Annotated in this window: 17 protein-coding genes and 2 pseudogenes; 13 read left to right on the top strand and 6 right to left on the bottom strand. The window is 41.1% G+C overall.

The window, feature by feature from the left end:
- Window positions 1-10: 10 nt before the first annotated feature.
- Window positions 11-1,696 (bottom strand): aspartate-alanine antiporter, encoded by a 1,686-nt coding sequence (gene aspT / locus MN869_RS06110; RefSeq protein WP_241345123.1) that lies wholly within the window; start codon window positions 1,694-1,696, stop codon window positions 11-13.
- A gap of 530 nt (window positions 1,697-2,226) precedes the next feature.
- Between aspT and MN869_RS06105 the strand changes: the two genes are divergently transcribed.
- Both MN869_RS06105 and MN869_RS06100 read left to right on the top strand, forming a co-directional pair.
- Window positions 2,227-5,538 (top strand): ESPR-type extended signal peptide-containing protein, encoded by a 3,312-nt coding sequence (locus MN869_RS06105; RefSeq protein ID WP_243306992.1) that lies wholly within the window; start codon window positions 2,227-2,229, stop codon window positions 5,536-5,538.
- 314 nt (window positions 5,539-5,852) lie between these two features.
- Window positions 5,853-7,442: pseudogene (locus MN869_RS06100) on the top strand (hypothetical protein); the annotation flags it as partial.
- 61 nt (window positions 7,443-7,503) lie between these two features.
- Here MN869_RS06100 and MN869_RS06095 read toward each other — a convergent pair.
- Window positions 7,504-8,628, bottom strand: a complete 1,125-nt coding sequence (locus tag MN869_RS06095) for a linear amide C-N hydrolase (protein ID WP_243306991.1) — start codon at window positions 8,626-8,628, stop codon at window positions 7,504-7,506.
- Between the two features lie 323 nt (window positions 8,629-8,951).
- Here MN869_RS06095 and uraD point away from each other — a divergent pair, with 323 nt between their 5' ends.
- The 5 genes from uraD to MN869_RS06070 all read left to right on the top strand — a co-directional run bounded on the left by uraD (window position 8,952) and on the right by MN869_RS06070 (window position 14,091).
- The gene (gene uraD / locus MN869_RS06090; protein ID WP_033134691.1) at window positions 8,952-9,452 is read left to right on the top strand and encodes a 2-oxo-4-hydroxy-4-carboxy-5-ureidoimidazoline decarboxylase; all 501 of its coding nucleotides are present in this window, start codon (window positions 8,952-8,954) and stop codon (window positions 9,450-9,452) included.
- Window positions 9,452-9,787, top strand: a complete 336-nt coding sequence (gene uraH / locus MN869_RS06085) for a hydroxyisourate hydrolase (RefSeq protein WP_033134692.1) — start codon at window positions 9,452-9,454, stop codon at window positions 9,785-9,787. Before uraD ends, uraH begins: the two co-directional genes overlap by 1 nt.
- Before the next feature lie 50 nt (window positions 9,788-9,837).
- A complete protein-coding gene (locus MN869_RS06080) occupies window positions 9,838-11,205 on the top strand; it encodes a nucleobase:cation symporter-2 family protein (RefSeq protein WP_004654259.1) in 1,368 nt (455 codons plus the stop codon).
- 199 nt (window positions 11,206-11,404) lie between these two features.
- A complete protein-coding gene (locus tag MN869_RS06075) occupies window positions 11,405-12,700 on the top strand; it encodes an OprD family outer membrane porin (protein ID WP_033134693.1) in 1,296 nt (431 codons plus the stop codon).
- A 17-nt stretch (window positions 12,701-12,717) separates the two neighbouring features.
- Window positions 12,718-14,091 carry an 8-oxoguanine deaminase gene (locus MN869_RS06070; RefSeq protein WP_033134694.1) on the top strand — a complete coding sequence of 458 codons (1,374 nt, stop codon included), beginning with the start codon at window positions 12,718-12,720 and terminating at the stop codon, window positions 14,089-14,091.
- A gap of 58 nt (window positions 14,092-14,149) precedes the next feature.
- Here MN869_RS06070 and hpxO read toward each other — a convergent pair whose 3' ends face one another.
- Together hpxO and MN869_RS06060 are read right to left on the bottom strand one after the other, a co-directional pair.
- Window positions 14,150-15,307: an FAD-dependent urate hydroxylase HpxO gene (hpxO, locus tag MN869_RS06065; RefSeq protein WP_033134695.1), complete on the bottom strand. Its 1,158-nt coding sequence runs from the start codon at window positions 15,305-15,307 to the stop codon at window positions 14,150-14,152.
- Window positions 15,308-15,489: 182 nt separating this feature from the next.
- Window positions 15,490-16,206 (bottom strand): FCD domain-containing protein, encoded by a 717-nt coding sequence (locus MN869_RS06060; RefSeq protein WP_033134696.1) that lies wholly within the window; start codon window positions 16,204-16,206, stop codon window positions 15,490-15,492.
- A 164-nt stretch (window positions 16,207-16,370) separates the two neighbouring features.
- Here MN869_RS06060 and alc point away from each other — a divergent pair, with 164 nt between their 5' ends.
- From alc to MN869_RS06035, 5 genes are all read left to right on the top strand, one after another.
- Complete coding sequence (gene alc / locus MN869_RS06055) at window positions 16,371-17,384, top strand: allantoicase (RefSeq protein WP_033134697.1); 1,014 nt, start codon at window positions 16,371-16,373, stop codon at window positions 17,382-17,384.
- Between the two features lie 198 nt (window positions 17,385-17,582).
- On the top strand, window positions 17,583-18,119 hold the full coding sequence (locus MN869_RS06050; RefSeq protein ID WP_005204576.1) for an ureidoglycolate lyase: 537 nt from the start codon (window positions 17,583-17,585) through the stop codon (window positions 18,117-18,119).
- Window positions 18,120-18,378: 259 nt separating this feature from the next.
- Window positions 18,379-18,867 carry a hypothetical protein gene (locus MN869_RS06045; RefSeq protein WP_005204574.1) on the top strand — a complete coding sequence of 163 codons (489 nt, stop codon included), beginning with the start codon at window positions 18,379-18,381 and terminating at the stop codon, window positions 18,865-18,867.
- A 133-nt stretch (window positions 18,868-19,000) separates the two neighbouring features.
- Window positions 19,001-19,483, top strand: a complete 483-nt coding sequence (imm9, locus tag MN869_RS06040; protein WP_005204572.1) for an Imm9 family immunity protein — start codon at window positions 19,001-19,003, stop codon at window positions 19,481-19,483.
- Window positions 19,484-19,546: 63 nt separating this feature from the next.
- A complete protein-coding gene (locus MN869_RS06035; RefSeq protein ID WP_033134698.1) occupies window positions 19,547-20,146 on the top strand; it encodes a hypothetical protein in 600 nt (199 codons plus the stop codon).
- A gap of 45 nt (window positions 20,147-20,191) precedes the next feature.
- Here MN869_RS06035 and MN869_RS06030 read toward each other — a convergent pair.
- A pseudogene (locus tag MN869_RS06030) lies at window positions 20,192-20,410 on the bottom strand (2OG-Fe(II) oxygenase family protein); the annotation flags it as partial.
- A 171-nt stretch (window positions 20,411-20,581) separates the two neighbouring features.
- On the opposite strand from MN869_RS06030, the gene MN869_RS06025 reads away from it, so the two are divergent.
- A complete protein-coding gene (locus tag MN869_RS06025; RefSeq protein ID WP_033134700.1) occupies window positions 20,582-21,352 on the top strand; it encodes a hypothetical protein in 771 nt (256 codons plus the stop codon).
- 72 nt (window positions 21,353-21,424) lie between these two features.
- Here the strand turns inward: MN869_RS06025 and MN869_RS06020 are convergent, their stop codons facing one another.
- Window positions 21,425-22,438: a 2OG-Fe(II) oxygenase family protein gene (locus MN869_RS06020; protein ID WP_033134707.1), complete on the bottom strand. Its 1,014-nt coding sequence runs from the start codon at window positions 22,436-22,438 to the stop codon at window positions 21,425-21,427.
- Window positions 22,439-22,456 lie beyond the last annotated feature (18 nt).

Genomic DNA, 22,456 nt, shown 5'->3' with positions numbered 1-22,456 from the left:
GAATATGGATTTAAGCAAGGCCAACAATCAGTGGGCCAAGCAGAGTTAAGAATACGTTTGCCAAGGCATAGGTAATTGCAAAAGGCACGGTCGGAATTGAGTTTCCAGCTTTATCTAAAATTGCACCAAAGGCAGGGTTGGCACTACGAGAACCAGACAAGGCGCCTGCCATAACGGCAACGTTGTCATAACGCAGCACATAACGTGCAAAAAGCATGGAAAGAATCAGAGGAACTAATGTGACCACCACACCGATCATAAATAAGGACAGACCACTGTCTTTAATGGTTTGGATGGCTTGTAAACCAGATTGCAAGCCAACCGCAGCCACGAATCCTGCAAGACCCAGATCTTTCAGGAGCTGCGATGCAGCTAAAGGCATGTTGCCATGGACTTGATTGCGGCTGCGCAACCAACCAAACAGAAGACCTGACAGTAACGCACCACCACCTGCACCAAGTGTTAGAGGGACATCACCAATACGGACTACAAACAAACCAATCAATAAACCAACGACCAAGCCTGCGCCGTGGAAAATCCAGTCGGTTTTTAAGCTTTCTGGCAGTGCTGTACCTGCTTCTTTGACTAAACGATCAAGATCACTTTTAGTTCCATACACGGTAATAACATCCCCTTGATGTAAAACGGTGTCATCACTCAAGCTCTGCGTTTCATCGTTACGTTTAATCGCCAGCACGTAAATCCCATGCTTTAAATAGGATGGGGTATTACTTTTAATATCACCGAGACTGCGATTGATATACTTGGAATTTCTTAGGATGACATCGGTCGTATCCATAATCATTTCCATACCTTGTGAAGACTGTAGTTCAGTACCAATTTGGTCTGAAATAGCAACAACACTGGCACGACGGCCGACCAGCAATATCACATCATCTGTTTGTAAAGTTAGTTCTGGTGCCACATCAATCAATTGATCTTTACGCTTTAAGCGCTCGATGGTAATGCTACTTTGTATGGATTCAAGTTCTGCAACAGTTTGTCCATTGGCTTGTTTGACTTTATAAATACGTCCGACAATTTCAGGCATTGCAAGCTCTTGACCTGGTGCTAATTCAAAAGCACCTTTCAGACGTTCGGATTGTGCTTTCAAAGCATCATCGTGAATTTCTTTGCCCATAAATTTAGGCAGAATATTGACACAGACAATGATGGCACCCAATGAACCAAAAATATAAGTCACCGCATATCCGATTGCGACATTGGCCTGTAGTTTTTGAATCTCAGCCAAGGGCAGGTCGAGTCGTGAAATCGCATCACCTGCAGTCCCAATAATTGCAGATTGGGTCATTCCACCAGCAGCGAGTCCTGCGGCTAAACCTTTGTCTAAATGGAATAACTTTGCCATGACCAAGACTGTGATTAAGCCGCTGACTGCCATGAAGACTGCTAATAGGATTTCTTTTATCGATTGTGGACCCAATGATTTGAAGAACTGTGGGCCACTTTCAAAACCAACTGCATAAATAAATAATGCAAATAGAATGGCTTTGACCCCATTATCGACGGGAACACCGATGAGACTGAGTACGACTGCAACAAGTAGGGAACCTGCTACACCACCGAACTGAAATTTTCCGAATTGAAACTGACCGATCCAGAAACCTATTGCTAAGGATAAGAACAATAGTATTTCTGGGCTATGTTTTAATTCGCCTTGTAACCATTCAATCATTTTTCGATCTCACTTTTCTTATTCGATCTATCTTTAGGTTTGAAATTTATTTATTTTTCATGTTTTTTTAAAATACGCCTCAGAGCGATTCTGTGCAAATCTATTGATTTTATTGTATTTTTATATTTTTAAAGTCTAAGTTGTTATAAAGGCTAATTTTTTTTTCAAAGTGTTGTTATATAAAAATATATTTTAACTAAAGATAAAAATAAAGTTACACAAATAAACAAATTGGAATCTAAGTATTTACTAGTGTTTTATGTTTTTTTAATAAATTTTAAATAATAATTAATTTTTTATAATAAATATTTAATATTATGATTTTTAATGAAAAATGTTGTTTTAAACTGTAATCATTAATTAGATTTAAAATAATATTAAAGTAAGTTGTATTTTTGTAAATTACATTTAAAAAACAAAGTATAAATAAAGAGTTACTCTAAGTTACCAAGGGTTGAATAAGTTTCTGTTTATATTTTATTCAAAATAAACACTTTAAAAACATACATAAACGATAAGGTGAAATAATCATGAATAAAGTCTATAAGCTGGTGTGGAATGCTTCAACTGGTGTTTGGGTAGCGGTATCTGAGCTGGCTAAATCCAGAGTAAAATCAAAGACAATTAAGGTTTTAGCTGCTGTCATACTGGTTAATTTTAGTGTAGGGATAGGCGCAAGTTATGCAGATGAGGTAATTCAGGGAAATAATATACAAGTCGTTACAGATAATAGTGATCCGTTGAATATAAAGCACACAATTTCTACATCGGATAATGTTGCTTTTAAGAATGTTACCGTGGGGACGGTGGTGGTTGATAGTACAAGCAATAAAATCTCTGGATTGAGTGATGGGGCGAATAATGATGATGCTGCAACTTTTGGGCAATTGAAAACTGTTGATAATAAAGTCAATCAAAATAGCTCAGATATTTCATCATTAAATTCTAGTGTTTCGAAAAATACAGGTGATATTTCGACAATAAACTCGAGTGTATCTAAAAACACAGGTGATATTTCCTCACTAACTAATCGAGTCACGGTGAATGAAGGAGATATTGCAAATTTACAGTCATCGGTTGGGGGAATATCGAATCAAACCTGGAAAATTCAAGCAAATGGTGATGCTGCAACATCAGTAAAGTCTTCTGATACAGTTCAGTTTTCAGATGGCGCAAATATTGCGATTACCCGATCAGGAAATAATCTGACTGTTGCGACAAAGCCAGAGGTTAGTTTTGACAAAGTTACAGTCGATGGGGTTGTGATCGATAATGGCCAAATTACAGTGACTAAAAATGCTACTGTAGGTTCTGGATCTAAGGAAGTTGTGACTGGTGATCAACTGTATAAAGTTGAACAAGACTTGTTAAATGCAGGAATTGAACGCGCTAAATATTTCCATGCAACTTCAGTTTTAGATGATTCTGTTGCTGATGGTACCGACTCAGTGGCGGTAGGGCCAAAGGCTGTGACCAATATAGCAGCTAAAGATGCGGTGGCGATTGGTAATAATGCCATTGTCGGAACAGCAACCGTTGCGGGTACACCTGCTACCGATGGAATTGAGTCAATTGCGATTGGTAAAGACACTAAAGCACTAGGCAATAAAAATACCGTGATTGGGCAGGCAGCGACGACGGATACGATGGAAATTACCAGTTCGATTGCGATTGGTGATGCTGCAAAGATTAGTGGTACCAGCACCAAAAATGCCGTTTCTATAGGTTCTAACTCAATTTCAAGTGCTGAGAATGCGACTGCGTTAGGGGCTGGTGCAGAAGCTTCTGCATCGAATGCTACCGCTATTGGTCAAGGGGCGAAAGCAGCATCTGGCTCAGCAATAGCCTTGGGAGATAGTGCAATTGCGAGTGGAGCAAATTCTACTGCACTGGGTTCAGGTGCTCAGGCGAATAGTACCAGCGCCATTTCTTTAGGTGCAAATGCAGGCGTAGGTACGGTCAATAATGCAGGAAATAGCAATCAAAACCATATTGCAATTGGTACCAATGCAGGACAAAACATCAAAGGCAATGAAAATATCGCCATTGGTTTAGAAGCATCCAATGGTACATCGGGAAATTATAACATTGCGATTGGTTCGAAATCGGGTCAGGCTTCCGCGGGCGAGGAAAATGTCAGTATTGGTTATTTATCCAATCAAAATGCCAAAGAAACTGACCATACCACAGCGATTGGTGGACGTTCAATTTCAGGTCAAGCGGCTGTTGCTGTTGGTTATTTAGCAAGTGCAGACAATCAAGGTGCGGTTGCGATTGGGTCCAATTCAAAAGTAGAAGGGATTGATGACGGCTCGGGTACAGGGACCAAGAAAAATGCAGATAATGGCGTTGTAATTGGAACAAATGCGTGGTCTAAAGATAATAGTATTGCTTTGGGTTCTAATTCTGTTGCTTCAAAAGAGTTAGCCGAAACACAAACAGGTTATCTGACCTCATCTAAAACCAGTAATCAAGGCGTGGTCTCAGTTGGTTCGGATGGTTCAGGAGGTGTGGCTGCATTTAACAGAAGAATTGCTCATGTGGATGATGGTGCAGATGGTTATGATGCTGTTAATGTCAGACAATTAAAAATTGCTCAAGAGAAAGTAGGTAACTTAATTGGTGGCGATGTTAGTGTAGACAACAACGGTAATTATTCGCAAATTACCTTAAAAGATAATAATGGCAAGGAATATAAATACAATACAGTGGTCGATGCTTTAGGTGCGATCTCAAGTGGTGCTGTGCTGCCAAGTATTGATAATGCAGTGACTTATACAGATGCAACCTCTAAACAAATTAATCTAAGACCTAATACGGTTATTAGTGGTTTGGCACCAGGTAAAGTGGGTACAGATGCGGTGAATCTAGCTCAAATGCAAGAAGCCGTTGAAGCGAGTCGGGTCAAATATATCAGTGTTAAATCTGAGACGATTGGAAACAAAAATAATGAAGGTGCTTCTGGGGTAGATGCGGTTGCAATTGGGCCTGAAGCCATTGCCCAGAATAAAAATAGTACGGCAATAGGTTCGCAGGTCTATGCCCTTGGTGATAATGCGACCACGATTGGTTCAACAGGAACGATTGCATATGATGCAGCAGGTGTTGCGATTGGTCAGCATGCGATCAGCCGGGGTGAAAATAGTATTGTCATTGGTAAAGATGCGAAATCAGAGCCACAAACCAGCAATGATAAAGTCAATGATGCAGTGGCAATTGGGACAAATGCACTGGTGACTAACAGTAAAGGGATTGCGATTGGTAAAGAAACGATTGCACGAGGAGAGGAAAGTATAGCGCAAGGTTATGATGCTCGAGCGAGTGCCGATCGGGCGCTTGCCGTTGGGGTCAGCAGTCGTTCCTCAAGCACAGATGCACTGGCTTTAGGTACGCAAGCATCGGCATCTGGAACCAATGCGTTGGCGACAGGTAAACAAGCCAATGCCAATGCTCGTGACTCAATTGCAACAGGGACACAAGCAACAAGTTATGCAACCAATGCAATTGCACTGGGAAATAACTCTATTTCAGGGAAAGCCAATCCGACCAAAGATGAAATTGATAACAATCTCAATTCAAATACGATTGCCATTGGTACAGATAGTTTTGCTCAAATTCAAAGTGCAATTGCTCTAGGGAATACGGCTCGAGCGACTGAGGAAAATACCATTGCAGTGGGTAAAAACAGCAAAGTTGAGGCGAAAGATGCAATTGCGATTGGTCTAGTGCAGGGAATGAACGTATCATCGTCAATGTCGCAGCAGGTCGAATCAGCTCAACCAGTACGGATGCGATTAATGGTAGTCAATTGCATCAAACCAATACTGCAATTGAAGATTTAGCCAATACACCACTAACCTTTCAAGCAGATAGCGGTGCCAATGTACAGCGTAAACTTGGAGAAACGCTAAATGTCGTTGGTGGTGTAACAGATGCGAGCAAATTAACAGATAACAATATTGGTGTTGTGGCTGATGGAAATAACAAGCTCACGGTTAAATTAGCCAAAGATGTGAAAGTCGATAGCGTCAATGCAGCAGGTACATTGATCAATAGTAATGGCCTCAGTTTTGTGGATGCTAGTGGCAATGCGATCGCGAATAGTCCAAGTATTAGCAAGAACGGAATTAGTGCAGGCAATCAAAAGATCACCAATGTCGCCAAAGGTGATGTAAATGCCACTTCGACTGATGCGGTGAACGGCAGCCAATTGAATGAAGTTCAGCAAATTGCCAATAAGGGTTGGAACCTCACCACCAATAAGAATGCTGCAAGTAAGAGCAATGTTGCACCTGACGGTACTGTAGATATTTCCAATGCAGACAGTAACCTTGTGATCAGCAACCAAGGCAATAATGTGGATATCCGTCTCGCCAATCAAGTCACGATTGGATCAGGCGCAGGCAGCAACCCTGTAACGGTGAATGGTGTCACAGGTCGAATCAATGGCTTGACCAATACTACATGGGACCCGAACGCAACTTATAACAGTAAACAAGCCGCGACCGAGGAACAGTTAAAGTCAGTCAGCGATGTTGCACAGAATGCCAACAAGGGCTGGAATGTAAAATCAGACAGTAATTTGGCTGCGACACAAGTGAAGCCGACAGATACGGTAGATATTGGCTTAGCCACAGGCGAAACTAATCTTAAATCAACTGCGGTGAATGATGGCAAAGGCACCACCACCATTGATTTTAGTTTAAGCAAGGATTTGAATATTGATACGGTCACTGCAGGTACAGGAACAAATAAAACTGTGCTGAGTCAGACGGGCGTGACTATTGACAATGGAACGACTCAAACGCAACTCGAAGCAGGTAAGGTGGTTGTTAAGAACACAGCGAATACGCTGACTTTAGATGCAGGTAAAGGCACGCTTGAAGGTCTAAGCAATAAAGATATCAGTAGTGCGGACTTTGCGACTCAAGGTCGTGCAGCAACAGAAGAACAATTAAAACAAATCCAGACAGGCTTAACCGACAGTGGCTTTGGTTTAACTGCGGCAGATGGTAATTCAGTTCAGAAGAAACTGGGACAAACGGTGGATGTGGTTGGCGCAGACAGCAATATCACCACGAAGGTGGATCAAGGCAAGCTTGCGATTGAATTATCAAAAGACTTGGCAGTGAATAGTGTCAATGCAGCAGGAACATTGATCAATAGTAATGGTCTTAGCTTTGTGGATGGTAGTGGCAATGCAATCGCAAATAGCCCAAGTATTAGCAAGAACGGAATTAGTGCAGGTAATCAAAAGATCACCAACGTGGCCAAAGGTGATGTAAATGCGAGTTCGACTGATGCGGTGAATGGCAGTCAATTGAATGAAGTTCAGCAAATTGCCAATATCCCATGCCAAAAACCACCTTATGGCACCATGACCGCAATTGATATGAAAACCCGTCAAATTGCATGGCAGGTTCCAATGGGAACCGTGCAAGATACGGGCCCGATGGGCATCAAAATGGGGCTTAAAGCACCAATTGGAATGCCAACCATTGGTGGACCAATGGCAACTCAAGGTGGTTTGGTATTCTTTGCTGCGACGCAAGACTATTACTTGCGTGCATTAGATTCATCTTCTGGTAAGGAGCTGTGGAAAGCGCGTTTACCCGTGGGTAGCCAAGGTACACCGATCAGCTATGTGTCTCCGAAAAGCGGTAAACAGTATGTCATGATTACTGCGGGTGGTGCACGTCAGTCGCCTGATCATGGTGATTATGTGATTGCATATAGCTTGAATTAAGCTGAAATTGAAATAAACAAAACGGCAATCTTAGTGATTGCCGTTTTTCATTGATTTAGTTTTAAGTTGCTGCAGTTAAAACAGGCATCTGTACAGCATCAGAAATCACAGCAAATTGTGGTTGAGCATTTTGTTCCAGTTGATAGTCTGAGAAGTTTACTTGCCAAAACCCTAAGCTTGCCGTTGTTGAAATATAGAAAACCTGATTGCTGTGATCACGAACGATTTCCCATTGAGTATAGTCACCTTTGATATTGCCGCTTTGATCAATACATTGTTCGCGTGTGACATAAATGCCTTTAATCACATTCATCACATGTGCAATCGCAGCAGTATTACTTGGGCGTTGAGTTTGGTTTAGCCAAGGAATTGAATAATTCAGGGTGAATGCTGTACGCAGGAATCGATCTGAAGGCAATGCGGAAGAAGAAAGTCCAATCGAACCACCACCATTGCCTGCTTTATTGACATTGAGCCCAATGATGGTTTGATTGTCAGTTTCAACATTGGTGACGCCCAGATAATTTTCTAAATTGGTACGATGCCATTCAATAAATGGGGTATTGGTCATGACACCAATATCGGTGTTGTCGGTAATTGACAATTGTCCATCACGAAATTCAAGTACCAGACTTGCCCCCGTTTTATCGTGAAACTGGAAATGAATCGGGATTAAATTTTTGAGCTCATCCGTGTGATTAAACTCGCTGTGCTCAGAAAACTGTAACGGATCCCAAAAATATAAAACTTCCCCCAGAGAGGTCGGCAGTCCTTGTTGAATGGCAGATAAATCCTTTTTTAAGGTTTCAACTGAGTTGTAGTTAGACGCAGCCCAGCCACAAATATCCAAAGCTGAAATGAGTTTAGCATTTGGTGGCGCGTCGGCTTTTTTCGGATAACGCGAAGGGGGTAACCAAAGTGCGGCTGCCGAAAATCCTTCTGTATTCATGGCATCACATAGTTTGGTATCAAGCAGATTTAAAGGGAGCTTAATCCCAATCCCCATAAAACCATATTTTGCAGTCCAGTGATAAGCTGATGTATTCGGACTTAAGCTATTAATTGCTTTTAAGGACGTTGCCAATGGGATTGCAGCCAGTTGCCAAGTAAATGTGGCGGCAAAATCCATAGTACGCCCAGAAATACGATAGCCTGTTGCTTGAGGTAAAATAAATTCGGTACACATATTATTTTCTCTTTTGATTATTAAAATAAATCATGATTTTTGGTTTTTATTTGATCTTAAATTATTATGTAAGTGCTTTAAATATATAAGATCGTTTGAGCCTTTAAAAAATAACAGAGAGTATTTTTATAGTCAAATTATTTTAAATTAAATAGTGGTGGTTTATTTTAAATTGATTTTTAAATATAAATAATTAATTAAGTTTAAAAAATAAAAATCAGCTCGGCAATCTTTTACTGTGAATTTTTATAGTTGGCATATTCATTGCTTAATTTATGATATCTGGTCTGACCAGTCAGACAATGCGTTAAATTGGAGCAGCGATGCAACTCGAAACATTCAATCAGCTAGATTCAGGTGAGGCCCAACGGGTTTTGCAAGGCTGTGTGCACATTCCCACTTGGATTTCTGAATTGCTACAGCAACGTCCTTACAGCTCTAAAGAACAGCTTTATAAAACAGCGCTTGCACAAGCCCAAACCTGGCAATGGCCTGAAATTTCTACGGCCTTGGCGCAACATCCACGTATTGGCGAGAAAAAAGCGGCAGCGGTGTTGTCTGAAAAAGAGCAGCAGTTTTCTCAGCAAGAACAAGGGCAGATCCAAACCGATGCAGTGCTGCAACTGGCACTTTATCAGGGCAATTTAGATTATGAGCACAAATTTGGGCATATCTATCTGATTCGTGCAGCAGGTCGTTCAGGGCAACAGATACTGTCTGAGCTGCAACGCAGACTCAAAAACACAGCAGAACAAGAGCAAGCCGAAGTGAAGCAGCAATTAGGGGAAATTGCACTGCTTCGTTTAAATCAGGAGATTCAATAATGGCGGGTATCAGCACACATATTTTAAATGCATCACTGGGTCAGCCTGCGTCAAAGGTTCTGGTGAAATTACTGCAGCAAGTGGATCAAGGCTATGTGTTATTAGATCAGCAACTTACCGATACCGATGGTCGTATTAAAACATTCAACATCGATGTATTTGTGCAGAGCAATTACCAATTAATTTTTGAAGTTGCCGATTATTTTCAAGCTTTGAATACCGAAAGTTTTTATCCACGTGTGTGTATTGATTTTAAGGTCGCTGATATTCAACAGCACTATCACGTGCCGTTATTAATCAGTCCGTTTTCATATTCAACCTATCGTGGCAGCTAAACCAACTCAAGCAATGTGGACATTATGAATTTAATTTGAGGAATTAACCCATGCAGCAAGACAACTTAGACCGTGAGGCTCACGGATCAGCAGAACATCAATATTTAGGCATGAACAAAAACCTCATTTATGGTTTGCAGCATGTCTTAACCATGTATGGCGGCATCATTGCACCACCGTTAATTATTGGCGCTGCGGCAGGTTTGCAAGCCTCGGAAATTGGATTGTTGGTAGCGGCTGCATTATTTGTTGGGGGAATTGCCACAGTTTTGCAAACCGTTGGTTTCAAGCATTTTGGGGCGAAATTGCCGATTGTTCAGGGTGTATCTTTTGCAGGGGTCGCCACCATTCTTGCTATTGTGACCACAGGTGGTGGTTTGGCATCGGCGTTTGGTGCAGTCATTGTGGCGTCGATTATTGGCCTGTTGCTCACCCCATTTTTTGCAAAAATCATCCGTTTTTTCCCACCAGTGGTGACGGGTTGTGTGATTACCATGATCGGTATTTCGCTGACGCCTGTGGCAATCCGCTGGATTATGGGCGGCAATCCTAAAGCTGAAAACTGGGGGGATCCAGCCAATGTCGGTTTGGCATTAATGACCTTAGCGATTGTGATTATTTTTAGTATGTTACGCAGCCAAATTTTGCGTCGGCTTGCAATTTTGATTGCGATTGTGTTGGGAACAATACTGGCTTATTTTGCAGGATTCACTGATTTTTCTAATGTGGGTTCAGGCTCTATCTTTGCTTTGCCGAGCTTTTTCCACTTCGGTTCTCCTGTCTTTGAGTTTTCTGCCATTCTTTCCATGGTGATTGTGACCTTGGTGGTGATGACGGAAACCACCGCAGATATTATTGCGATTGGTGAAATCGTGGGCAGCAAAGTCGATTCTAAACGGATTGGGGATGGCTTACGTGCAGATATGTTATCGAGTGCAATCTCACCGATCTTTGGTTCATTTATGCAAACGGCATTTGCACAGAATGTTGGACTGGTGGCGATAACTGGCATTAAGAGCCGATTCGTAGTGGCAACTGCTGGGGGAATTCTGATTGTTTTAGGTTTACTGCCGATTGTGGGGCGTTTAGTCGCATCCATTCCGATGCCGGTATTAGGTGGAGCGGGGATTGTCCTGTTTGGAACGGTCGCAGCCAGTGGAATTCGCACTTTAGCAAAAGTGGATTATAACGAGCATAAGAACCTGATTATTGTCGCGACCTCATTGGCGATTGGCATGATTCCGATTGTAAACCATGAGTTTTATGCACAATTCCCTGTTTCTGTGCAGATGTTATTACACTCTGGGATCAGTTCGACCTGTATTACTGCAATTCTACTCAACATCATTTTCAATCATCTTCCATTCACTAAAAAATCTGTGGAAGTGGCAAGCTTGCCCTTAAATTCAGGGCATTGATCATCACGGATTCAGAATTGAATATTCAAACTGAATCCTGCTTTTTACCTGCACATCGTTAGACGTCACTTATTCAATTTTGAATAGGTCTGGGGGAGTTTTGGCTTTAAAAAAGTGCAAAGCAAGATTTTTAAAGCATCAGCAGGTCGGTTTTAAACGTTTTAAATCAATTTTTAGATCCAAGATCTAGGGGATATCTATGCAAAAAATTCACTTAACATCGGTTGCTTTCGCAGTCGCTATGGGGACAACACTACCTGCATGGGCTGCCGATACCAGCTTAAATGCTTTATTTAATCTGCAACAAGATTGTCAGCCTCAGGACAATTCAATTGAATCGATTTCCGCTGTATTTGCCTGTGGTAGCGTGCATGGTGTGGTCAAGTCTACTTATTATTCACTCAATAATGGTTATTTTGTGAATAATTTAAATCAAGATACCACGGTGATTGGCGGCTATATCAAATATGAAACAGCGCCTTTTTATGGAGTGCAGGCAGGAATTGGCTATGATATTCAACGCCGATTAGATGAAAAAAACAAAAATGATGAAGTCTCTGAATTAAAAGAAGATCGTGATGGTTTAGCAGAAGCCTATCTGACGTGGAAAAATGATTTGGCTCGGGTGACCGTCGGGAATCAGCGTCTCAATTTGCCGTTTATGGGAGATTATGCGGACCGCCGTGTATTGATGTTCTTATATCAAGCTGCGGATGTACAGATCGGGAATAACAATGATTTCCTGCGCCTGACCAAAGTAAATAAATATAAAAGTTATGCGGAAGATGAGTTCACCAAAAGCTCACGTCAAAATTCAAAATTGCAAACCGATGGAGTTTGGTCGATTGGTGCTGGGAAACGCTTTGCACTAGCGGATGATAAGACCCTGAAAACACAACTGTGGTATCAGGATTATGATGATTATCTACGTTTGATCTATACCCAAGCGGATCTGGCATTTCCAAAATTGAATTATGCTCCTGAGTTTTCACTGCAATATATGTCTGGCAAGGATCAGGGCAAGGCACTTGCAGGCGAGGTCAATAGTCAGGTTTGGGGTGTCCAAGCTGCGTTGAAAGTTTTACCCGCTGCCACTTTGAAGCTGGCCTATAACTATATTAAGCCCGATCAAAACAGCTATTTAAATGGCGCGTTACTCATGCCTTATGCCAGTCAGACATCGTCTGGTGAAATTTTTGCACAACCTTTTTTTACCAGTACCCAAGATTTAGGTGCGGGCAATGCCTTGATGGTGTCTTTGGAGGGCAAACTGACAGATCAAGTGATTGCAGGAGCACGTTATTCATTTATGGATTTAAAAGAGGCTGAAAATCTCGCCAGTCGAAACCAATCTGAATACATGCTGTTCGGCATTTATAACTTCAAGGGTGCTTTGAAAGGTTTTAGTGTCAGTAATTTTGCAGGGATTCAGACTTCTCCACGCTATGACAAGAATTTCTTACAAAACCGTTTTGCACTGAGCTACAAATTTTAAAGGACGAGGTAATAATCATGATGGCCAGCTTAAATAGCCGTTCAAGAATCTGGATTAAACAACCACTTGCAATTTATACCGCGAATCAACTCGACGCGAGTAATGGCTTGGTAATTGAAAATAATAAAATCATCGAGGTCTTGGCAAAGGACCAGCAACCGAGTCTGCCATGTGATGACATATTCGATGCCAAAGATTTGGTGGTGATTCCTGGGTTGGTGAATAGCCATCATCATTTTTATCAAACCTTGACTCGGGCTTGGGCACCTGTGGTTAATCTACCTTTATTTCCATGGTTGGTTAATCTGTACCCGGTATGGGCACGTCTAAATCCAGAACAGTTACATGTGGCGACTCAAGTGGCTTTGGCCGAGTTGTTGTTATCGGGCTGTACCTTTGCTGCGGATCATCATTATTTATTCCCGCAACAATTGACCGATGCGATTGATATTCAAGTTAATGCCGCGCAGCAATTGGGAATGCGGGTGATGTTAACCCGTGGTTCGATGAGTCTCGGACAAGAACAGGGTGGTTTACCGCCACAGCATACTGTGCAAAGCATGGAGGTTATTTTAAGGGACAGTGAGCGCTTGGTGCAGAAATATCATCAACGGGGGGATAATGGCATGGTCAATATTGCTTTGGCCCCATGCTCACCCTTTTCGGTCACACAGGAGATTATGCGAGAAAGCGCGCAACTTGCCCAGACACTGGATGTTCGATTGCATACACACCTTGCCGAAACCTTGGATGAGGAAAGCTTTTGTCTGGAAAAGTTTGGTATGCGTACGGTGGATTATTTAGAACACGTGGGTTGGCTGAATGAACGGACTTGGTTGGCACATGGTATTCATTTTAATGCGGATGAAATTCAGCGTTTAGGGCAGGCGGGTGTAGGGATTTGTCATTGTCCCCATTCCAATATGCGCCTCGCCTCAGGGATTTGTCCAACTCTTGATTTAATGCAGGCAGGTGCCAAGGTCGGTTTGGGGGTTGATGGTTCTGCCTCTGGAGATGCTTCAAATTTAATTCTGGAAGTTCGTCAGGCCATGTATTTACAGCGTTTAAAATACGGTGCCGAAAGGATTACCCCTGAGTTGGCCTTGCATTGGGGAACCCATGGTTCTGCGCAACTATTAGGGCGTGGACAGCATTTAGGACAATTTGCACCTGATTATCAGGCCGATTTAGCCTGTTATAAACTCGATGAATTGAAATTCTCAGGTAGTCATGACCCGATTGCAGCCTTACTCTTGTGTGGTGCAGATAAAGCAGAACATGTGATGGTTGCAGGTCAGTGGCAAGTCAAACATGGCGAGATTCAGGGGCTTGATTTAGAGGAACTGAAAACGAAGCATCGTGCCGCAGCAAAAGCCTTATTGGCGGCTTAAGAAATCGTTGTTGATTTAACTCAAAAGGAGGGGGCTGATAAGTGCCCCCTTTAAGGATTTAATCCAGTGGATTGCCGATAATATTACTGATGATGCCTTGCATGATATGTGAACCTTGTTCTTGATACAGCGATTGATACCATTCTTCAGTCACTTGAGGATCTTTCATATGGGTGACATCGCAACGCTTACGTGCTCGGAGCACCATTTCCTTAGTGCGATCATTGCGCTTATTTTGATAACGTGCCAATGCATCCTCTAAACCAAAGGTATTGATTTGCAAGGCACGAGCAAGATAAATCGCATCTTCCATGGCTTGGCAGCCGCCTTGTCCGATATCTGGGGTGGTGCTATGCGCTGCATCACCGAGCAGCACCACACGTCCTTTATAAAAATCCATAAACGGTTCAATGTCATGAATTTCGACACGATTGGTTTTTTGCTCATCTAAAGCTCCAATCAGTTTTTGTACAGGCTCACACCAGCCGCTGAAATGGGATTTGAGGTCTTGCTTATATTGTTCACGTTGATTGGCCAGCCCAGCCGCTAACGGAACATCAAAGAAAAAATAAAAACGATTTTGGGCAACAGGCATCAGTGAGACACGTTTACCTTCACCGATATACGTCGTCCATTGCATGGCAGGTGCAATGGCTTCATCAATATCAACCAAACCATTCCAATTCACATAACCTGCATAGCGACGTTCAACCTGATAACCGAGGACAAATTTTCGGGTGAGCGAATGTGTGCCATCTGCACCAATCAGTAAATCGGCTGTAATTTGTGAGCCATCATGAAAATGAAGGGTGACATCATCTTGATGGCTTTCAATCGCCGTCATTTTCATGCCCAGTCTGATATCTTCCAGACCAAATTGCTGCATTAATAATTGTTGTAGATCTGCTCGGGCGACAGGGTAGGCACGTTGCCCGACTTCTTTATATAAAGGTGATAAGCTAAATTGGGTCATGGTTTGTTGGCTCAGTCCATCCACATAAGCCAAAGATTCCATTTGTCCACCAAGCGCCTGAATTTGATCGGTTAAGCCCAAATAGTTGAGGCACTTAACCCCATTTGACCAAAGTGAAATAGCGGCCCCAACAGGTAAGATTTCGGCAGCTTGTTCATAGATTGTGACCTGATGACCAAATTTTTTTAAAGCGATACCAGCAGTCAAACCGCCCATACCTGCACCTACAATCGCAATATTCATCGTTCAGACCCTAAATATATAAATAAGTTTCTAAACAGTTCTAAGCGAGAAGTGTGCCAATTTTAGCAACTGGTTTTACTGGTCATACCAGATAATTTGCTTTATTAAAAAGCAAAAATAGAAAGGTTGCATTGATGTGGTTCAAAGCATGGGGCAAAGTGGTGCAGATTTAATTTTCGTGCTTAGATTGAGCTGTTATGCCGAGAAAAGTACACACCCGCCCGTTGCGCAGCACCAATAATATGCGCTTGCATGGCTTTTTCAGCCGCAGCTGCATCTTGCTTAAATAAGGCTTGCAGAATTAATTCATGTTCTTGAATGGTTTTAAATGCCAGATTAGGTTGAACGAAAGGCAGGATCTGGCTTTTTTTAATCCATTCAGTATGCATTTTAAGTGTTTGAATAATTGATTGATTGTGACTAAGTTCAATAATGTGCCGATGAAAAGCATAATCAAATTCAGAGGCTGCTTGCCAGTTCTGCTGTTTGATTGCACTGGCAAGTGATTGGTAGTGTTGTTGGAGGGTCGACTTATCCTCTTCGGTTAAGTACTCACATGCAAGCAGGGCACAGAAACCTTCCAATACATAACGTAATTGATAGAAATCTTTAAGCGAAACACGGTGTTCGCCATCCCATTGTTCAGCGGCTTGGCTATGCTGTGAAATCACATAAACCCCTTTACCCGCCTTAATTTCCAACAATCCTAAAGCGGCAAGACGGGTTAATGCCTCACGTAAAGAAGCGCGGCTGATTCCCAACTGGAGGGCAAGATCACGTTGTGAGGGTAAGGCAGAACCAACTGCATAAGTATTTTGTTGAATGCGTTGATGAATCACTTCCACCGCTTGCTCAGTCACCTGAGAGGATTTTCCATTGAGCATAGCCTGTGGACTCATCAGTAACGCACCTTAAATATAAAAATAAACAGTTTGATTCTACACAAAATTTATCTTTTTGTTGGTGCTGTTGCTTAAAAATAGCTATATTTTTAACAACAGGTCAGACCAGTTGGACTGGATCTTGCATAATAGAATAGAAATGAAACCTTCAGGAATGATCAATGACAGTGCATGTTGCTAAAACCGTAGCTTTACCGACCCATTTGCAGGCATTAACCAATCTTGCTGATGCCAGAATTGGTGCAACTATCATAAGTTGTTCCGATGAGTTTTTTGCAGAAGCGGCAAGAATGTTGCAAAGCACACCCGCTCAATTCATTGAAGGAAAATATGATGACAATGGCAAATGGATGGATGGATGGGAAACGCGACGTAAGCGTGAGTCTGGTTATGATTGGTGTATTGTTCGTTTAGGTGTGACAGGGCTTGTATCTGGATTTGATATTGATACCTCATTTTTTACAGGCAATTATCCAGCCTCTGCTTCCGTTGAGGGCTGCTATGCGCCAGATAATCAATTGGAAGGTATTACTTGGACGACGTTATTAGAAAACTCAGTTTTATCTCCAGACCAGCATCATTTTTTCGACTGTGCCGCTCAGAAAATTACCCATATCCGCATTAATATTTTCCCTGATGGCGGTATTGCACGTTTAAGAGTGTATGGCCGTGTGCTGCTCGAAAATGTCGATACAACCCAGCAGATGGATTTGATTGGTTTGAAAAATGGCGGGCGTATTGTGGCCTTTAGCGATGCGCATTTCGGCCATCCGAATAATCTACTCAGTCCTGAGCGAGGCTTAAATATGGGCGATGGTTGGGAGACCAAACGTCGCCGTGCCCCTGGTTTTGATTGGTGCATTATTGCTTTGGGACAAACAGGCCAGATTGAAAAAATTGATGTAGATACCGCGTATTTTAAAGGGAATTTTCCTGCGTTTTGTTCGATTCAAGCTGCTTATATTGAAGATGCAACCGATGCGCAACTTATTCCGCAGAGTATGTTCTGGCCTTTTTTATTGGAACAGCAACCTTTGAGCATGGACAATATTCATGAGTATGTTGCAGAAGTGCTTCAACATCAAAAAGTGAATTATATCCGCGTCAATATGATTCCTGATGGCGGGATTAGTCGGATTCGTTTATGGGGGAAAGCGGCACTGGTTGCAAAATGATTTTTCAGGGATTTAAGGGGCGAAGCCCCTTAGCACACCCTCAAAAACCAATGGCGCAGCCATTGGTTTTTGAGCTTTTGATTTTAATTTGATTGCATAACCTGTAGTTATTTTTAAGCAAATAAAGCAACAGCGCAAAAGTTGTCTTGCGCGACAGTGTTGCTCACGCGATGCAACTGATCTAAAGAGAATCAACCTATGCATGAAAAAAATATTGAAATTCGGCCTTTAACTCAAGACAGTTTTGCTGATTTTGGGGATGTGATTGAAAAGAGCAACAAAGACTTTATTCCGATTAATCAGGGACTCACTGAACGCTATCACGCCTTATCTCTTGCACAGGTGTCAGGCGATCAGGTCGCGGTAGGGATGAGTATTTTTCATAATCTGTTTGCAACTCCCATTCCATTTCAGATTGAGATGTTGGAACGACATCCGTATGGTTCACAGTCTTTTATTCCATTACAGCAACAGAAGTTTATTGTTGTTGTGGCGTTGCCTTTTGATCAAACGCGACCTGATGAGCAACGGATTCAAGCTTTTATCAGCAATGGGCAGCAGGGAATTACCTACCATCAAGGGGTATGGCATCATCCTTTAATTACTTTGGAAGCAAATAGTGATTTTCTGGTCGTAGATCGCATTGGTGGTGGCAGTAATTGTGATGTCCATCATTTATCTCAACCGTGCTGGATCACTGAGGCTTTAGTACAGTCAGAGATCGTGAATTTGTAACCATTAAACCATGCTTTTATATTTTCTTTTAAATGGCCTATTCTGTTCAGTAATCTAGTGCATTCAGAAGCTTTTTTAGATTCTTTTCTTGATATAATTTTATTTCTTATAAGGTTTACGAAATAGAACCAGAAGATACCCTGCAAGAGAAGCCTTGTGTTCTTGATTGGAATATGAAGTAGTTTTTGAATCAAGAGTTTTGCCTGTTTTTATAAATCTTAATATTTGAAAGATATTGAATTGATGTCGAGCGATCATAATGAGTATTGATAAAAAGCAGTTCATTAAAGTTGCACAAGCACATTTAAAATCTATAGAACATCAATTAAACACAGAGTTAGCCATGTTGTCTAATCGATCATGGCATGACACAACAAAGTTCTTGCTTATAGAATACGATTCATCACAGTTTGATAGTCAGTTTTCTGTGAGCTTATGGGCGATGGATGAGTACGGTAATTCTATTAATTCTAATAAACATGACTTTCTAATTGATAATACGATTGCAATTCCTGTGGAGATATATGATTACGATAATTATGCTAATGATGAAGAATGGGATGAAGTTGATCCTTGGGCAACTGCGTCAACATTGATAGAACATTGGTTTGCGCAACAATGGAATAATCATCCATTAATAAATTTTCCCGCATATATCGGGCACCATGACAGTTACTTCAAAACTGAATTGTCGAATCTCATGCAGATAGATTGGGATGCTATTCTCAAACGTGCTCAGACCCGATAAAACTATTTTTAGAAAGGCGGACTTTTTTTTTCAAATTCGTATCGATTTGCGCTTAAGTACTCTTTTACCATGATAAAGAACAATTCAGATTTGAGCTATTACAGTTTACGATATACAAATTTATAGGGAAAAAATGCACAATTATCCGAAGATCAGAGTTCTTTCATACATTGGAGTGATGAAGCTGAATGATGTCGTAGATATAAATGCGATTGAGGCGTTGGCTAACAAATACATTGAGACACTCACGCCGTCGATAAACACTGAAGATTTGGGTGAGTGGCGACTCTTGATGTATTTGGTGTTTAACCACGGCGATGTTATTGGGCTTGGCAAGTGTTGCGTCACCTATCCGTCAGACAAAGAAAAAAGCTGGTCGATTGGCATTCCTGTTCCTGACCTGAAACAAGCCGCTTATGGTCTGGAAGAAAAACATTTCGTTCGTACTAGCGTTGATCGACGAGCCGAGTTCCATGACCCTGTTAATGCTAAATTCGCTGATTATTCCGATTTGCAGACGTGTCTAGCTACGAATGTCATTCGTGGTTTGGAGGCTGCTTTTTTGCGTGGCGTGACCATTGCAGGGAAACGCATTAAGCTTATACGACCAGTGTAGTAGTCGCTATGGTGGTAAAAGTTAATGCTTAAGGGTTAAATTGGCAAAGGATTGATAAATATTATGTTATCTACAGTTAATATATTAGTGCAATTTGTCGAAGGCCATATGGAAACGCGCTTATTCGAAGATGCTTTATACAATGATCCTGATATTGAAAAATTATTATCTGCTGAGCTAGCTCCACAATACGCACTTGCTGCCCACACGCTTTATCATTATTTGATCACTCTAAATTATCGCAATCCGATTGATGTGTTGAATGCCGAATCCGTGATTGTAAAATATTTAAAAGAACAACAAGGGATTAACGTGCGAGTGTCTAGTGGTAAGGCTGATATGGTTAAGCTTATTGCTGTAGTTCAACCAAAGTGGTTGGAACTTGATCCAAGTTATGTACAACAACTTATGCAAGAAGCCCCAGAAAAACTATCAAAAGATGAATTAAAAAAATGGCTACAATGCAGAATATTGGAACTCTTTCGCTATGCAAAGAAACCACCTAAATGGCTCCAAGCACCAGCTTGGCCGATAGGAGAGAAAAAACCATTAGTCTTTCTAGGGCAAATTACAATTCCAGATTATTTTCATGATGAGGCTGCTGCATACGTCTTCCACGATCCAGTAACTCAACAATGCCAAACCATAGTTCAAGTATGTTGACGACTAGATAGGGTTTGAAAATTACTTCAAACCCTATCTAAATAATCAGTATTTCCCTTTAAAATTCGCACTGATGCGTTGTTTTAGATATTCCTTCGCTGTAATTGCTGGATATTTCTTTTGTGGGCTTTCGATCAGCACATCTTCATTGGCTTGGCAGAAGAACGCCAGACTATAACGTGCTCCTTGGTATTCATCTGCTTCTGGATTTTTGACTCGGTGGAAATTAGAAGGTAATTGATCATCACTCCAATGCATCAGTACAGTCAGAGATTGTGAATCTCTGACTGTATAAATTTTATAAAAGAAGATATGTACTTTATAATATTGGAAGGTTGCTCATTTTAATTTAGAATTCTTGATTCTATGAATATTCGCATATCTTTATTATTTTCTAATTAAGATTTTTATATAAAACATAAATATTGATTTTCTATGTCAACAAAACGTTATGTAGCAAGAGAATTGCTTGAACAGCACACAAAGCAAAAGAAGCAAGAAAAATTAGAACAAAGACGTTTGGCGCTTGAACAACGAGCTAAAGAAAAAAGACAGGCGAAAATACATATTAGCCTTTTGATTATTGTATTTATTTTACCGTTATTTTTATTTCCAGCATATCCACGCAATCAGTGGCAGTATGAGATTTATCGTTATATCACAGAGCAGATGTTGATTACGGTAGGGACTAAAGGTCCATTGCCATTTTTTACTATTCTTTCAAGTATTTATTATACGATTGTAACCTCTGTTTTCGGAGGTTATTTGTGCTTCTTATTCATTAAGAGAGTCGGCGTGAGCAAGGCGTTTCAGGAAAAAATTTATAGTAAATTTTTTCAGGCCGAGTTTAAAGCATCGGAGAAATATCCATGGCTGGAGAAACCATTAATAAAAAAAACGATTGTTTCAGGTATATTTTTCTTATTCCTCTTAATCGGCATCCTACATTTTCTACATGATGAAATTTCCTTTCAGGATGGTAGCCGTAGAGGTGCACTCATCCAGTTAAGTTATAATTATCGAATTGGCGTAATTTTTTGGGAAGCATGTATTAGCACTATTACGATCTTTCCATTTTTCTATTTTGGTTTTTTATTCATTTATCTTGTTAACTATTTTTTCAGAGGTTTAGGTACGGGAAAAATCAATATTCCTCAAAAAGCGGTACCTAAAAGAACCAAGAAGAGATCACGGAAAAGATCATAAACGGAAAAAATAAATCGATATTTTTTAAGAGTAGACAGAGACGATTTACCTCTGTCTACAATGAATCAACGATTAGTATTTCCCTTTAAAATTCGCACTGATGCGTTGTTTTAAATATTCCTTGGCTGTAATTGCTGGATATTTCTTTTGTGGGCTTTCAATTAGCACATCTTCATTGGCTTGACAGAAGAAAGCGAGGCTATAACGTGCTCCTTGGTATTCATCTGCTTCTGGATTTTTGACTCGATGGAAATTAGAAGGTAATTGATCATCACTCCAACGCATTAACATATCGCCGATATTACAAGTGATCACATCATCTCGTGGTTCGATACTGGTCCATTGTTGTTGCTCCATATCTTTACCTGGGCACACTTGCAGACCACCTTGACCATTACGCTGAAACAATAAGGTTAAACAATCAAAATCGGTATGTGCGCCTGCACGCCATAGACCTAATTGATCTTTCAGAGCAGGATCAATAGCATAGTAATGCAACATTCTTAAAGTGCTTTGATAGCTGTCTTGTTCAGGATCATGAGCAAGGCTAAAAAAGTTATCTGCAAAACCCAGTTTATAAGCAAAACAGGAGAGTATTTTCATACCCACGTGCCAACACGCTTGTTCAAATTCAAGCATGGTATTTTTAAAGTCAGGCAGCTCTTGCTCGGTTGGATAAAGTCCATCCATACGTGGGCGAGTGATTTGGTAGGATTCTTTCTGGTCTGGGGTACTGGTTGATGGACGAACTTGAGCCTTACTTTCCCAACCTGCATTTCGATGAAGTGGGTAGCGTGCTTTGACCGGTTCAGGCAGATCAAAAAACTGTTGTGTCATGTCAAATGCAGTTTGAATCTGCTCAAGTGGAATACCATGATGCGAGACCTGAAAGAAACCAATATCAGTGGCAGCCGTCCAGAGTTGTTCCGCAATCTCATATTTACGTTGTTCAAAGTCAGATAAATCAATCACTCGGACTTCGCGTTCAAAGGTTTCTTGACCCAAAGCTCCCATACGAGCTTCTTTTTGCAGTTCTTCTAAGCTGTAGTCTTGTTCAGCTAATGTAGTCATATTGGCGCTATTCATATTTTCAACCTCATCTTT

The organism is Acinetobacter sp. NIPH1876 (genome assembly GCF_022808535.1).
Lineage (GTDB): Bacteria > Pseudomonadota > Gammaproteobacteria > Pseudomonadales > Moraxellaceae > Acinetobacter > Acinetobacter higginsii.
This window is presented reverse-complemented; position numbering and strand designations above follow the sequence as displayed.

Excerpts from the sequence above, each read along its gene's own strand:
- alc (WP_033134697.1), top strand. The coding sequence starts at position 16,371 with ATGACAGTGCATGTTGCTAAAACCGTAGCTTTACCGACCCATTTGCAG.
- imm9 (WP_005204572.1), top strand. The coding sequence starts at position 19,001 with ATGCACAATTATCCGAAGATCAGAGTTCTTTCATACATTGGAGTGATG.
- MN869_RS06060 (WP_033134696.1), bottom strand. The coding sequence starts at position 16,206 with ATGAGTCCACAGGCTATGCTCAATGGAAAATCCTCTCAGGTGACTGAG.
- MN869_RS06050 (WP_005204576.1), top strand. The coding sequence starts at position 17,583 with ATGCATGAAAAAAATATTGAAATTCGGCCTTTAACTCAAGACAGTTTT.
- MN869_RS06080 (WP_004654259.1), top strand. The coding sequence starts at position 9,838 with ATGCAGCAAGACAACTTAGACCGTGAGGCTCACGGATCAGCAGAACAT.
- MN869_RS06095 (WP_243306991.1), bottom strand. The coding sequence starts at position 8,628 with ATGTGTACCGAATTTATTTTACCTCAAGCAACAGGCTATCGTATTTCT.
- MN869_RS06075 (WP_033134693.1), top strand. The coding sequence starts at position 11,405 with ATGCAAAAAATTCACTTAACATCGGTTGCTTTCGCAGTCGCTATGGGG.
- MN869_RS06105 (WP_243306992.1), top strand. The coding sequence starts at position 2,227 with ATGAATAAAGTCTATAAGCTGGTGTGGAATGCTTCAACTGGTGTTTGG.
- MN869_RS06035 (WP_033134698.1), top strand. The coding sequence starts at position 19,547 with ATGTTATCTACAGTTAATATATTAGTGCAATTTGTCGAAGGCCATATG.
- MN869_RS06045 (WP_005204574.1), top strand. The coding sequence starts at position 18,379 with ATGAGTATTGATAAAAAGCAGTTCATTAAAGTTGCACAAGCACATTTA.
- uraH (WP_033134692.1), top strand. The coding sequence starts at position 9,452 with ATGGCGGGTATCAGCACACATATTTTAAATGCATCACTGGGTCAGCCT.
- MN869_RS06070 (WP_033134694.1), top strand. The coding sequence starts at position 12,718 with ATGATGGCCAGCTTAAATAGCCGTTCAAGAATCTGGATTAAACAACCA.
- aspT (WP_241345123.1), bottom strand. The coding sequence starts at position 1,696 with ATGATTGAATGGTTACAAGGCGAATTAAAACATAGCCCAGAAATACTA.
- MN869_RS06020 (WP_033134707.1), bottom strand. The coding sequence starts at position 22,438 with ATGAATAGCGCCAATATGACTACATTAGCTGAACAAGACTACAGCTTA.
- uraD (WP_033134691.1), top strand. The coding sequence starts at position 8,952 with ATGCAACTCGAAACATTCAATCAGCTAGATTCAGGTGAGGCCCAACGG.
- hpxO (WP_033134695.1), bottom strand. The coding sequence starts at position 15,307 with ATGAATATTGCGATTGTAGGTGCAGGTATGGGCGGTTTGACTGCTGGT.
- MN869_RS06025 (WP_033134700.1), top strand. The coding sequence starts at position 20,582 with ATGTCAACAAAACGTTATGTAGCAAGAGAATTGCTTGAACAGCACACA.